Genomic DNA, 14,283 nt, shown 5'->3' with positions numbered 1-14,283 from the left:
GCCAATTTAATAAATTTTAGTAGAGCAACATTGCATGTATAACGAATCTCCAATTATCCGCCGACCTTCCACACGTATTTATGTTGGAAATGTTCCGATTGGTGATGGGGCGCCCATTGCCGTACAGTCAATGACTAACACAAAAACTGATGATGTTGCCGCTACGGTTGCGCAAATTCGTGCACTTGAAAAAGTGGGGGCTGATATTGTGCGCGTATCTGTTCCAACAATGGATTCTGCTGAAGCGTTTAAGTTAATCAAACAACAAGTGAATGTACCTTTAGTTGCAGATATTCATTTTGATTATCGTATTGCATTAAAAGTGGCTGAGTACGGCGCTGATTGCTTGCGTATCAACCCTGGTAACATCGGTAATGAAGAGCGCATTCGCAGTGTAGTTGAATGTGCTCGCGATAGAAATATTCCTATCCGAATTGGGGTTAATGGTGGTTCATTAGAAAAAGATCTAATGGACAAGTACCGCGAGCCGACTCCTGAGGCTTTGCTTGAATCCGCAATGCGCCATGTCGATATATTAGATAGATTGAATTTTGACCAATTTAAGGTCAGCGTGAAAGCATCGGATGTTTTCTTAGCTGTAGAGTCTTATCGTTTACTGGCAAAACAAATCAAACAACCATTGCATTTGGGCATTACTGAAGCGGGTGGTATGCGCTCAGGTTCAGTAAAATCTGCCGTGGGGCTAGGGATGTTATTGGCTGAAGGTATTGGCGATACGTTACGTATTTCTTTGGCAGCAGATCCGGTTGAAGAAATCAAAGTCGGTTTTGATATTTTAAAATCACTGCGCATTCGTAGTCGCGGCATTAACTTTATTGCCTGTCCATCTTGTTCGCGTCAAGAGTTTGATGTTATTTCCACGGTGAATGAGTTAGAACGTCGTCTTGAAGATGTCACCACAGCTATGGATGTATCCATTATTGGCTGTGTTGTTAATGGTCCTGGTGAAGCGTTAGTTTCACATATTGGCTTAACAGGGGGACATCGTAAAAGTGGTTATTATGATGATGGCGAGCGTCAAAAAGAGCGTTTTGACAATGATAATATCGTTGATTCTTTGGAAGCGAAAATTCGCGCAAAAGCCAGCATGATGGCAAACCGCATCGATATCAGCGATACAACTGAATAATTTTGTGCCTGTGCCTTAATCAGCTACTTTTTGGTTAAAAGGCATGGGCGATGTTTTTATTGGTTAACCAAGATTATTGGTTTAGCCTAGCAATTTTACGGACGAGTTACCTGTGGCAAAACAAATCCAAGCAATTCGCGGCATGAATGATCTTCTGCCAACTCAAAGCCCTGTATGGCAGAAGGTAGAGTCGATTATTCGCTCATCTGTCAGCGCTTTTGGTTATAGCGAAATTCGTACACCTATTGTTGAAAGTACCGATCTTTTTAAACGTTCAATTGGTGAAGTGACCGATATCGTTGAAAAAGAAATGTATACCTTTGAGGACCGCAATGGCGACAGTTTAACATTGCGCCCAGAAGGGACAGCGTCGACGGTTCGCGCGGGTAATGAACACGGCTTACTGTATAATCAAGAGCAGCGCTTATGGTACATGGGACCTATGTTCCGTCATGAACGTCCTCAAAAAGGTCGCTACCGTCAATTCCACCAATTTGGTGTTGAAATTTATGGTATTGGCACTGCAGACATTGATGCCGAAGTATTAATGTTATCGGCCCGTCTATGGCAACAGTTAGGCATTGAAGAGCATGTTTCTCTAGAGTTAAACACCTTAGGTGATCCAGCTGAACGTGCTGCTTATCGTGAGGCTTTAATAGCATTTTTAGAGCAACACAAAGAGAAGTTAGATGAAGACAGTAAGCGTCGTATGTATAGTAATCCGCTGCGTGTTTTGGACTCTAAAGATCAAAACGTTCAGGCATTATTAGCAGATGCTCCAGCATTAAATGACTATTTAGGTGAAGAGTCGAAAACACATTTTTCAACCTTGTGTGAACTCTTAGACGCCGTTGGCATCCAATACACCATTAATCCTCGTTTAGTGCGTGGATTAGACTACTACAATCGTACCGTTTTTGAGTGGGTAACAAGTAGCCTTGGATCTCAAGGTACAGTGCTTGCAGGTGGTCGCTATGATGGCTTGGTTGGTCAGCTGGGTGGTAAAGATACCCCAGCAGTTGGCTTTGCCATGGGACTAGAACGTATTGTACTGTTACTTGAGACGTTAGAGCTTAATAATGATATCGCCCCTGAAGTAGACATTTACGTTACCGCTATGGGTGATAACTGTGTGGTAGAAGCAATTAAAGTTGCACAAGAGTTGCGTCAACAACTGCCAACGCTTAAAGTCATGAGTCATTGTGGTGGTGGAAACTTTAAAAAGCAGATGAAGCGTGCCGATAAAAGCGGTGCTCAGTTTGCTTTAATTATTGGTGAAAATGAAATTGCTAATAATCAGGTTGCCATCAAGCCGCTAAGAAACAACAACGAACAACAATTAGTTACCCGCAGTGAGCTGGTAGCTAAACTTGCAGAACTGATTTAGAAAGGGGAAGTGCGCGTGGAAATTTATAGCACAGAAGAACAACAAGTAGATGCTATCAAGCAGTTCTGGAAAGATTACGGCTCATCAATTGCTATTGGTGCCGTAGTAGGATTAGGTGGTTTATTTGGTTGGAATACTTATTCTGACATGAAAGTGAAGTCTGCTGAGCAAGCTTCTGAGTCTTTTGAACAATTAGCAAATAATGCAACTAATCCAGCAGCATTTATCGAAGGTGCTGGTAACTTTGCTAAAGAGCATGATCAAAAAGGCTACCAGGCATTGATTGAATTAATGACAGCTAAAGCAGCTGTTGATGCAGGTGATTTAGCTAAAGCTGAAGATGCCTACAAGCGTATTATTGTGGCTAAGCCTGGTGCGAGTATTGATATGGTCGCTACCATTCGTTTAGCACGTTTACAAGCAGAGCAAGGCAATGTTGGCACTGCGTTACAAACATTAGAATCAGTCACTGATGCGGCTTATGTTTCGCAACGTGAAGAGTTAAAAGGCGATTTCTTAGTTCGCCAAGGTGACCTTGTTTCTGCGAAACAAGCTTACCAAACAGCAATTGATAATGGCGGTGCATTAACTAATCCAGCATTAACGATAAAGTTAGATAACCTAAACAAGGCATAAGGAATTAGCCAATGAAGTTATGGTATAAAAATCTACTTGCGGCTGGCTTAGGTATGGCCCTTATTACTGGCTGTTCTTCTAGCGATGTCGAAGAAGAACCTGTCAGTGAATTAGTTGAAATTCAAGCTTCAGTATTTCCTGAAGTTATCTGGAGTAAAAGCATAGGTAACGGCGTGGGTGATTATTACTCACAACTACGTCCTACTGTGCGCTACGGTAAAATTTTTGTTGCTGATCGCGATGGTGAAGTTCGAGCTTATGATCAACAAACACTTGAACTCGTATGGAGCAAAGACTTTAACGACGAGTTTAGCGAACAACTTAACATCAAAACCAAAGGCATTCGTTTAGCTGCAGGTGTTACAGCTGCGCGTAACAAAGTTTTTGTGGGTGGCGAAACCGGTTTATTAACTGCGTTAGATGAAGCAACTGGCGATGTGCTTTGGTCTGCGCAAGTTAATGGTGAACTCTTATCTGCACCAACGGTTGCTGAAGATGTTGTTACTGTTAATTCTAGCAAAGGCTTGTTTGAAGCCTTTAATATTGATGACGGCAAAAAGCTTTGGACCTATGAAATGCAGCTTCCTAACTTGACCCTTCGCGGTACAGGTTCTGCGGCTTATGAAGCGGGTGGTTTCTTTTTAGGAACCGCTGACGGTAAAGTTGCGGTTGTTGTTAAAAACAATGGTCAAGTTGCATGGGAACAATCTATTTACACTCCAACAGGTGGCAATGAGTTTACCCGTATGGCCGACGTTGACATGACCCCATTGATACTTGGCGATAATCTATTTGTGGCGAGTTACAATGGTAACCTTGTTTCAATGGAGCTACGAACCGGCAGAATCGTCTGGTCGCGTAAATACTCTAGCTTTAATGAGTTAGCCGCAGCCGGATTAAGTTTATATTTAGTTGATGACCGTAGTGGTATTTACTCAGTTGATCGCCGTAATGGTTTAGAGCTATGGTCAAATACCACACTTAAAATCCGTGATTTAACCTCTCCAGCGGTAATTGGTGACTATTTGGTAGTAGGTGATTTTGAAGGTTATTTACATGTATTAAACCGCGACGATGGCGTTGTTGTTGGACGTGTTGAAGTTGATAGTGATGGCTTATATGGCCAACCTTTAGTGGTAGATGATAAAATTTACCTTCAAGGTCGAAGTGGTAAGCTTGCTATTGTTACCTTAAATGGTGATGGCAGCGTAGCGACAAACGAAGAAGTCGCCGCTGACGAATAACAGCAAAGCAATTTCTAACAAATAGGGTATAATGTACCTTATTAGAGCCCCTGGAAGCTTTCCGGGGGCTTTTTATTGAGACGTATTTTAGAGGCAAAATCATGATCCCTGTAGTGGCCCTTGTTGGGCGACCCAATGTCGGAAAATCGACATTATTTAATCGTCTAACACGTACCCGTGATGCTTTAGTCGCTGACTTTCCAGGCTTAACCCGTGACCGTAAATATGGTCGTGCTTATTTAGCTGGTTATGAATTTATTGTGGTTGATACTGGCGGTATTGATGGCACCGAAGAAGGGATCGAAACCAAAATGGCTGAGCAGTCTTTGGCTGCGATTGAAGAAGCGGATGTGGTGTTATTTTTAACGGATGCCCGTGCCGGTTTAACAGCCGCTGATTTGGCTATTGCACAGCATTTACGCAGTCGCGACAAAGTGACCTTTGTTGTTGCTAACAAAGTTGATGGTATTGATGCTGACTCTGCTTGTGCTGAGTTTTGGTCACTTGGTTTAGGCGAAGTTTATCAAATGGCAGCCGCTCAAGGTCGTGGTGTAACCAACATGATCGATTACGCTTTGACGCCTTATGCAGAAGCCATGGGCATTGTGCGTGATGAAGAAGAGCAAGGCGATGTTGTCGAGCGCGAATATACCGAAGAAGAGGCTGAAGCGGAACAAGCTCGCTTACAAAGCTTACCCATTAAGTTAGCCATCATTGGTAAACCTAACGTGGGTAAATCAACCCTAACCAACCGTATTTTGGGTGAAGAAAGGGTTGTGGTTTACGACGAGCCTGGGACAACACGTGACAGTATTTACATTCCAATGGAACGTGAAGGTCGTGAGTATATTTTGATTGATACTGCTGGGGTTCGTCGCCGCAGCAAAGTACATGAAGTGATCGAAAAATTCTCGGTGATCAAAACCCTTAAAGCGGTAGAAGATTCGAACGTTGTGTTATTAATTATTGATGCCCGTGAAGGTATTGCCGAACAAGATTTAGGTTTACTCGGTTTTGCATTGAATGCTGGCCGAGCATTAGTTATTGCTGTTAACAAGTGGGATGGCATAGATCAAAATATCAAAGACCGTGTTAAGAGCGAGCTAGATCGCCGCTTAGGTTTTATCGATTTTGCTCGAATACATTTTATTTCTGCTTTACACGGTACTGGCGTGGGTCATTTATATGAGTCAATTGAAGAAGCCTACGACAGTGCAACACGTCGTGTGAGTACCTCAATGCTAACCCGTATCATGCAGATGTCTCAGGACGATCATCAGCCACCGTTGGTGAACGGCCGTCGCGTTAAGCTTAAATATGCCCATGCAGGTGGTTATAACCCGCCAATCGTGGTTGTTCATGGTAACCAGGTCACTAAGCTGCCAGATTCATACAAGCGTTATATGATGAACTATTTCCGTCGTTCATTAAACGTAGTGGGTACGCCTATTCAATTGCGTTTCCATGAAGGTGCTAACCCGTTTGAAGGTCGCGGAGAGAAGTTAACGTTAAGTCAAGAACGTCGCCGTAAACGCGCTACAAGCCATATACGTGACCGCAAAAAGTAACCTTTGCTAAATACTTTACGCAATAATCAAAATGCCAGTAAATTATGTTTACTGGCATTTTTGTATGCTTTTAAAAATTATCAGTGTTTAGCCTTGCCAATTAAAACAACAATTGGATACCTGCTTCGCAGATATTTCACTTATAGAAATGGTTACTTTAGTTTTTACGATATTGTTCAACAACCTTTAACACTCCCTAGCAAGTATCAATTATGAATTGAACCTTAAAATAACCAATGTGAACTAAATTTAATCCAAAGTGATATTGTGTAAATATCCCCTTAGATTGATAATCATAAGTAGTTTTTAAGTTGTTATTCTTCTATATGTATTTGAAAATCAGTGCATTAGGTTTTCATTAGCTAAGGATATTGTTGTGAAAAAATTAACTCTACATGCCGTTGAAGCTATTGATGAATTGGCTTGGCCCGCAAACTATCAAGAATATACTCTTCGTTCACCTGCGTTACATGTTTTTACTGATTTCAAAAATATTATGCCTCTGGTTATTGAATCGAATACTAAAGCTACTGACGTTGAATTTCTTATGAAGAAAGCGCACGTTCGATTAAAGTTGGTGATAGATAAGCATGAAAAATTTCTCGGTCTAATTAGCTTTGATTCATTAAACCATCAAGAAATTGTCAAAAAACAGGCTGATGGACATCATAGGGATCACCTGTTAATCAGTGACTTTATGATCCCTAAAGCACAATTAAAAGCGATTGATTACGCTGATATAGTGCATGCCAAAATAGGCGATATCATTGAAACATTAAAAGCTGCAGGTCAACAGCATTGCTTAGTGGTTGACCGTGAACATCACACTATACGTGGCGTGTTATCAGCAAATGATATCGCAAAACGATTAAAATTAGATATTGACGTCAGTACACCGACAAGCTTTGCGAGTATATTTGAAGTTATTTCGAAAGTGACGCATTCAATTGTTGCTTAATCTCCTGAATAAAAAAGCCTCGCAATCCATTAAGGGGGTGCGAGGCTTTAGTTTAGCTATTTAGCATTGCCGATTATTGGAAGCTTAATGTCCAAGTATCGATATAACCTGTATCACGTCGTGCATTATCAACAGCTTTTAGTAACCAAGTACCGCTAGACTCAACACCAGTGAAGTTTGCACTATAAGTTTGGTTGATATTGTCTGTGCCACCACCAGAATTGTTGTGTAATGTTACTTTTTGGCCCGTTGGGCTAATAAGTTCTACTTTCAAATCACCGATGTAAGTGTGGATCACACCAAGGTTAACCGACACAGTGCCAGCATCGCCAGTACGAGTTACATTGATTGGGCTAGTAATCCCCGTAGTGTTGTTATCAGGAATGTTGAAGTTCGTTGTATTAGTGTAGCTTGCTGGACCGCCAGTATTGCCACCCGTGCTTCCAGCGGTATAGTTAGCTACAAGATTGACACCGCTAAAGTCGCTGTAACCTTGAATCATGACATAGTAAGTACCAGACTGAACGTTGGTAATCGGGCATGATTCGCTGTTACCGCCTTTCCAAGGGCGACAATCATAGCTGGTTGTTGACGGCGCTGCACCATACTGAACGTAAAGATCCGCATCACCCGTGCCGCCACTCATGATAAAGCTTAAGTTTGTTGCACCTGCTGGTACATCTAACGAGAAATGAAGTTCATCGCTTTTTGCGCCAGCAAGACCTGTTTTAGTGACACCATTTTCAAGCACTAAATCACCTGCACCTGTGCCAGGATCTGTCGGACCATCACAAGATTCATCTAAATAGGCTTTCGCTGCTGTAGCGTTCACCATGCCGTATCCGGTTTTATTGTCTCGACCTGCTACATTCAAATCATCAGCTGTTGCGTTTAAAGCAGCACGAATTTGATTTGCTGAACATTGTGGGTGATAACTCCAGACTAAAGTAGCAACACCTGATACATGCGGTGTTGCCATAGAAGTACCATTGTAATAAGCGTAATCTTTATTGCCTTGGTTTGCGACAGTAGTGGTGGCACCTAATTGATTACGTAATGCTAAACCTGTTGCTCTATCAACAGATACCGATGGGATCGTAATCTCGCTATTGGCATCAACTAAGAATGGGTTTTGTAACCCTGGTAATGCAGTATTACTGTACACAATTGCCGCTACTGCACCTGCTGTTTTACAGGCTTTTACCGCATTAATTTCTGGGTAGCCAGAACCTTGGTTTCCAACTCGTTCAACTAAACATACTTTGTTGCTCATGTTGCCACAGTTAAAGCTAGTACCACTCACAGTACATTCAGCTAATACAGCCGTTGCTTGACCGTTAGTTGGGTTAGCGGCGTAACTTGTGCCAGAAGGGGTTAAACGATTATGTGGCACAACACCATTGTTAAAATATGATTGGCCATTAATAGTGATGTCTGCAAGACGTCCTTCACCGACAGTAACTGTTGATAAAATCGCTTCACCAGGACCTGATATTTCAACTTGATTAGTATATTGCGAGAACGCAGCATGATCACGATTGCTATCAACGGCAGCAACAGACATCACCGCATCATATGATGCAGGGTAGCTGTGGGTGCTATCGCCGTCATTACCCGCAGCAGCAATTAACAGAATACCGTTATTTTGATGAGCGGTCATTGCGTTGCGCTCAGTGGTGCTTGAACCGCTTCCACCTAAGCTCATAGTGACTACATTAGCGCCATTGCTTACACAGGTATCAATGGCCGAAACGAGTGATGAAGAATATCCCCAACCAGCTTCGTTAAACACTTTAACAACATGAATATTGGCATTTTGGTTTGGCATGACACCAACCACACCTTCATTATTGGCAATGGCTGCAATGGTGCCGGCAACATGGGTGCCATGGGCGTTATTATTGCCTGGCTGATACCAGTTACCCGTACCTGAGTTATTGGTACCTGTGACATTATTGCCACTTAAATCGTTGTGGCTGCGGTCGTAGCCTGAGTCGATAATACAGATAGTACGATTACCTGATTGGCTGTCACTTAAAGAGGTGGCGCCAACATAAGTTTGTCCCCATGGCGTTGTTTCTGCCAAGAGTTTTCTTGGTAAATCTTCTTCAATATATTCAACATCAGCGCGTAAGCGAAGTGATTTTAATGATTGTTGGTCTAGCTTTACTGAGTAACTATTACCACGTGCAATACGTTTCATTTCTTTCGCTTGAACACCATTTAAGGCTCTAAAATGCGCAAAAATCTCGTGGGAGCGTGGCTGATAATCCGCTGTAGAATCAGATTGGGTATCAAATTGTTGTAAATTAGATTGCGCAGCAGCGGCATTTCTAAATTTAACAATGTATCGCTTTGGTAACGGTGAAGCCGCATTCAGGCTTGCAACAGAAATACCATTTTGTGAGGTTAAATTAACTGCTTGTGGTGCTGCGTATAGGCTTGATGATACAGCCAATGCGATACCTGAGAGGCTTAATAAAACTAAAGGTCGTTTATTTTGCATGTTTATCTTCCATGTTATTTATATTATTTTTGATGTCAGACTCACAGAAAAACTCAAAGGTGAACTACGTCCAACTTTTTGAAATGTAACATCGCAGTTACATTTGTAAACAGGATGTTACCGTTTGCTGTTTGGTATAATGTTTTATTCAGGTAATTAGGTTGAATTTTTATTCATAATAATGCTTTAAATAGAAATGTTTTTTGATAGGATATTAGATATTACTGATATTAAATCAGGCATTTGTTTTTGTTATTGTGGTCATGGTAATTTGCTATAATCGATAATTTATGCATTTTAATTGCTGTTGATATACGTCTTTAGTTTTATATTCATAAAAGGAATAACTTATAATAAATTTAACAATAAGACGTGCTGTTAGTTATGATGCCCCACGTGCTTTTAATATTCGTAATCAGGCGATATTGGCTCAATGTATTGATTTTTATACTATTGATGTAATGTTGAAATGGACTGAAGGTGAAATGCCTACGCCTTTTGTAGATAAATTGGCGACCGATGGATATGTGGCAGAGGTTGAAGTTAATCTCAACGATAAAACACATCGAGAGATAATCGCCACAGGAATGATCGATTTACAAAATGGTTTTATCGATGCTATTTTTGTTGCTCCGCAATACATGGGCTCAGGGGCAGGTAAACAAATGTTAGCTTATCTTGAAGGACTTGCTAAAGAGGCCGGTCTGGCTTCGATCAAATTGGAGTCTACGCTAAACGCGGCTGAATTTTATCGTAAATGTGGCTTCGAAGGTGAGGGTATAAGTGTTTACCAATCGCCAAGAGGCTTTAATTTAGACTGTGTTGTCATGTATAAAAAGCTGATATAAAAATGCCTTTGTTGATGAAACAAAGGCATGTTATGAGGTTACGCTATTGTATTATGGTTTGGATGCCGCAAGGGACTCATAACCACCGGCGTTAACAGAATCTGTAAAACCAGCCTGTAATAACGATTCATCAGCAAGACGACTTCTTCGTCCACTACGGCAATATAACACTATGCTAGCATCATTTTTTAGACCGAATTTTTCAACGCCAGCAACAATTTGATCAAACGGAATATTAATTGCCCCTTCAATATGGCCAGCAGCAAATTCTTCAGCAGTACGCACATCAATAATGGTGGTACCCGTTTTTATAATATCCCAGGCTTCTTGTGTTGAAACATCTTTGGCAACACTTACCTGATTAAACAACATCAAGCCTGCAGCTAGGATACTGAGAAAACTAACATGTTTACTGACGCGTTTTGAAGATTTCATAAACCGCAATATTCCTTATAATGATTATTCCCTAACCTGAGTTAAGGCTTATTTAGCTTTGGCTATTTCCGCCTCTGATTTTAAGCCCAGTTTTTTCATCACCATAGCTGCGGGACAAAAACCAGTAAAGGCGCTTTGAAATAGATTAGCACCAACAAACACCGTCAGCCAGATAAAATGATGGCTAACTGTTGCGGTCAGTACTAAGGATAACAACACCATAAAACCAGCAAAAGCCATAATTGTGCGTTCGATAGACATAGTAGAACTCCTTAAATAAGCGATTAAATTATTTGTCGATTCTTCATCACTGAGAAGTACAGTACAGGGATGACAAGTAGGGTTAAAATGGTTGAGATAAAGATGCCGAAAATTAAGCTGATTGCTAAGCCATTAAAAATTGGATCATCGATAATAAAGAGGGCACCAATCATCGCAGCTAGCGCCGTCAACATAATGGGTTTAGCTCGCACAGCGGCAGATTTAATGACGGCTTTTTCTAATGACATACCACTAGCTAAAAGGTGATTAATAAAGTCAACCAGTAGTATGGAGTTACGAACGATGATCCCTGCTAAGGCAATCATGCCGATCATCGAGGTCGCGGTAAATTGTGCGCCTAAAATAGCATGTCCTGGCATAACACCAATTACAGTTAACGGGATGGGTGCCATGATGACTAATGGCACAAGATAAGACTTAAATTGGCCAACCACTAACAGATAAATAGCGATCATCCCAACCGCGTAAGCAATGCCCATATCACGGAAGGTTTCATAGGTGATTTTCCATTCGCCGTCCCATAATATGGCCACTTCAGAAATGCCATCAGGTTGCTCAACGTAATGTTGTGCAATGGGAAATTGCTTGTTGTTATTGGCATCATTTATTTGACCGGCGATATCGAACATACCATATAAGGGGCTATCCGTAGGCCCTGCCATATCGGCTACAACCATAATCATTGGGACCATATTTTTATGGACGATGGCTGAATTGATATGACCTTCTTGTATGCTTGTTACCGCAGCTAAACTGATTTGCTCACCAAGATTATTGGTTAATTTAAGATTCAGGATTTGAGCTAAATTAACCTTTTCACCTTCATTAACCTGTAAACGTATTGGCGTAGGTCGCTTGTTTGAATCGAGATGTAAATAGCTGACATCTTTCCCTCCTACAGCTGTGGAAATAGCATTGATGATTTGCCCATAAGATAAGCCCAATAAGCTGGCCTTTGTGCGATCAATGCTGACTTGCCATTGCTGTTGAGATTGGGGTAAAAAGATATCAACATCGACAACATGTTCTGTGTTGTTAAAGCGTGTTTCAAGCGCTAACGCAGCTTGCTCTCTCAGTGCTGTTGTCGGGCCATACACTTCAGCCACTATAGGTGACCAAACTGGAGGCCCAGGCGGTACTTCTACAACTTTGACCTTTGCGTTATAGGGCTTAGCAATATCATTAAGTGGTCCACGTACGGCTAAGGCAATAGAATGACTATCGCGATGACGATGAGATTTATCAACAAGATTGACCTGAATGTCGCCCAACTCCTGGCTGCTACGTAAAAAATAATGACGCACCAAGCCATTAAAGTTCATTGGTGAATGTGTGCCTGCATACCATTGTTGATGATCTATTTCTTCAACAGTAGCAAGGTATTGGCTCATTTCCTGTAACACTCTTTGTGTTTGCTCTACAGGGGTTCCCTCAGGTAAATCAACCATCACCTGAAATTCAGATTTGTTGTCAAATGGCAGCATTTTTAACACCACCGCTTGCATTGCTGGCAAGGCAACCGCGAATAAAATGAGCCCCACAATCCCTACAGCTAATCCCTTACGGGCTTTACCTGCATTATTCCCAATGAGAAATGGTGTCATTAAACGATTGAAAAAAACACTTAACTTATCATTTGAATTGTCGTCAATATGGGCATGAGATCCAGTATTAGTATTTTTACTAATATGTCGATGCAATAGTTTATTTGATAACCAAGGGGTCATCATAAAGGCAATCACTAACGATAAAAGCATACCCATGCTGGCATTGATTGGGATTGGGCTCATGTAAGGGCCCATTAGCCCAGAAACAAACGCCATGGGTAATAGGGCGGCTATCACAGTGAATGTGGCTAAAATGGTTGGCCCGCCAACTTCATCAACTGCGACAGGGATGATTTCAAGTAATGGCTTATTGCTCAGTGCCATATGGCGATGGATGTTCTCAACCACCACAATGGCATCGTCGACTAAAATCCCGATGGAAAAGATAAGTGCGAATAATGAAATACGGTTTAGACTAAATCCCCATGCCCATGAGGCAAATAAGGTCATGGCTAAGGTGATAATGATGGCAATACCGACCACCGCTGACTCACGTAATCCCATGGTAAAAAACACTAATAAAACGACTGCAGAGGTGGCAAATATTAGTTTAAATATCAAAGTGTTGGCTTTGTCTCCTGCCGTTTTACCATAATTGCGTGAGATTGCCACTTTAACATTATCCGGGATTAGCACATTTTGGACTTCATTTATGCGGTTCAATATTTTGTCGGCAATATCAACAGCATTCTGCCCGGCTTGTTTGCCAATAGCGATTGTTACAGCGGGATAATCACCTTGTTGATCGACATGGCGTACATGTTGACTTGGGATATCACTTTTAAGGGTAATTTCTGCCACATCAGCAAGGTAAACCGCTTTGGCTAAAGGGGGAATATTTTGCTGTTGCTGAACCTCAGCTGGAATGACCTTAATCAATAACGATTTTACATCATCAATCGAATTGATAAATTGGCCTGCACGCACTTTAATTTGTTGGTTGTTTTGCACCCATGAGTTAAGCATAGATACTTGATTATTGTCTTGTAAACGTTGCTCTATTTGATCGACAGTTACACCAAACGCATTCATTTTAGCTGTGTCTAATCTTATATTTAACACCATGTCATGACGACCTTGGGTGTAAATTTCTCTGGTTCCAGGAATACGCTTTAATTCGGTTTCTAAATTAGCGGCAACATGGGTTAAGGCTTCTGCGCCGATATCGGTTGACTCAGAATATAAAGTTAAGCTGACAATAGGCACATCGTCGATGCCCCGAGGTTTAATTAAGGGCTCACCAATACCAGCAGCTTGATTGAATTTATCGCGATTAGAGAACAGTTGATTGTAAATATTGACCACAGCTTCATCGCGTGGAACGCCAACCTCAAAAATGGTGATGATTAATGCACCATCAGGCTGAGAAAATGAATATAAAGTATCCACACCTTTGATTTCAGAGATAATTTGCTCAGCAGGAAGTGTCACTAAGCTTTGCACTTCACTTGGCGTCGCCCCCGGAAAAGGAATAAAGACATCGGCAAACGTAACATCAATTTGTGGGTCTTCTTCTTTGGGGGTAATAATGACCGCAAAAATACCTAACAACAGCCCAACAAGTGCAAGCAGGGGAGTGATAGCGCTGGCCTGAAAGGTTTTAGCAATTCTGCCTGATAACCCTAGTTCTGGAGAGTCTGAATGATTCATCTTGCAACTCTC

At 41.5% G+C, this 14,283-nt stretch carries 11 protein-coding genes; 7 read left to right on the top strand and 4 right to left on the bottom strand.

Annotated elements, in window-relative coordinates:
* Positions 1-34 precede the first annotated feature (34 nt).
* The 6 genes from ispG (at position 35) to ORI98_RS05875 (ending at position 6,943) form a co-directional block, all read left to right on the top strand.
* Entirely contained in the window at positions 35-1,150 is a 1,116-nt protein-coding gene (gene ispG / locus ORI98_RS05900; protein ID WP_261299510.1) for a flavodoxin-dependent (E)-4-hydroxy-3-methylbut-2-enyl-diphosphate synthase, read from the top strand.
* A gap of 112 nt (positions 1,151-1,262) precedes the next feature.
* Positions 1,263-2,537: a histidine--tRNA ligase gene (gene hisS, locus ORI98_RS05895; protein ID WP_306134604.1), complete on the top strand. Its 1,275-nt coding sequence runs from the start codon at positions 1,263-1,265 to the stop codon at positions 2,535-2,537.
* Positions 2,538-2,552: 15 nt separating this feature from the next.
* Positions 2,553-3,173, top strand: coding sequence for a tetratricopeptide repeat protein (locus tag ORI98_RS05890; RefSeq protein WP_261299512.1), 621 nt, complete (start codon positions 2,553-2,555; stop codon positions 3,171-3,173).
* A gap of 11 nt (positions 3,174-3,184) precedes the next feature.
* Positions 3,185-4,417 (top strand): outer membrane protein assembly factor BamB, encoded by a 1,233-nt coding sequence (gene bamB, locus ORI98_RS05885; RefSeq protein ID WP_306134603.1) that lies wholly within the window; start codon positions 3,185-3,187, stop codon positions 4,415-4,417.
* Between the two features lie 101 nt (positions 4,418-4,518).
* Positions 4,519-5,985: a ribosome biogenesis GTPase Der gene (gene der / locus ORI98_RS05880; RefSeq protein WP_188840694.1), complete on the top strand. Its 1,467-nt coding sequence runs from the start codon at positions 4,519-4,521 to the stop codon at positions 5,983-5,985.
* 376 nt (positions 5,986-6,361) lie between these two features.
* On the top strand, positions 6,362-6,943 hold the full coding sequence (locus ORI98_RS05875; protein WP_306134602.1) for a CBS domain-containing protein: 582 nt from the start codon (positions 6,362-6,364) through the stop codon (positions 6,941-6,943).
* A gap of 73 nt (positions 6,944-7,016) precedes the next feature.
* Here the strand turns inward: ORI98_RS05875 and ORI98_RS05870 are convergent, their stop codons facing one another.
* Positions 7,017-9,449, bottom strand: coding sequence for a S8 family serine peptidase (locus ORI98_RS05870; RefSeq protein WP_306134601.1), 2,433 nt, complete (start codon positions 9,447-9,449; stop codon positions 7,017-7,019).
* Positions 9,450-9,910: 461 nt separating this feature from the next.
* On the opposite strand from ORI98_RS05870, the gene ORI98_RS05865 reads away from it, so the two are divergent.
* Positions 9,911-10,297 (top strand): GNAT family N-acetyltransferase, encoded by a 387-nt coding sequence (locus tag ORI98_RS05865; RefSeq protein WP_306134600.1) that lies wholly within the window; start codon positions 9,911-9,913, stop codon positions 10,295-10,297.
* Between the two features lie 51 nt (positions 10,298-10,348).
* On the opposite strand, the gene ORI98_RS05860 is transcribed toward ORI98_RS05865, so the two are convergent.
* From ORI98_RS05860 to ORI98_RS05850, 3 genes are read right to left on the bottom strand one after another with little or no spacing between them, the layout of a single operon-like run.
* Positions 10,349-10,732 (bottom strand): rhodanese-like domain-containing protein, encoded by a 384-nt coding sequence (locus ORI98_RS05860; RefSeq protein ID WP_261299516.1) that lies wholly within the window; start codon positions 10,730-10,732, stop codon positions 10,349-10,351.
* Positions 10,733-10,780: 48 nt separating this feature from the next.
* Positions 10,781-10,993 carry a DUF2892 domain-containing protein gene (locus ORI98_RS05855; protein WP_188840697.1) on the bottom strand — a complete coding sequence of 71 codons (213 nt, stop codon included), beginning with the start codon at positions 10,991-10,993 and terminating at the stop codon, positions 10,781-10,783.
* Between the two features lie 23 nt (positions 10,994-11,016).
* Complete coding sequence (locus tag ORI98_RS05850; protein WP_306134599.1) at positions 11,017-14,271, bottom strand: efflux RND transporter permease subunit; 3,255 nt, start codon at positions 14,269-14,271, stop codon at positions 11,017-11,019.
* Positions 14,272-14,283: the final 12 nt, after the last annotated feature.

This window comes from Shewanella sp. ULN5, assembly GCF_030731885.1.
In the GTDB taxonomy this organism is placed as follows: domain Bacteria; phylum Pseudomonadota; class Gammaproteobacteria; order Enterobacterales; family Shewanellaceae; genus Shewanella; species Shewanella holmiensis.
This window is presented reverse-complemented; position numbering and strand designations above follow the sequence as displayed.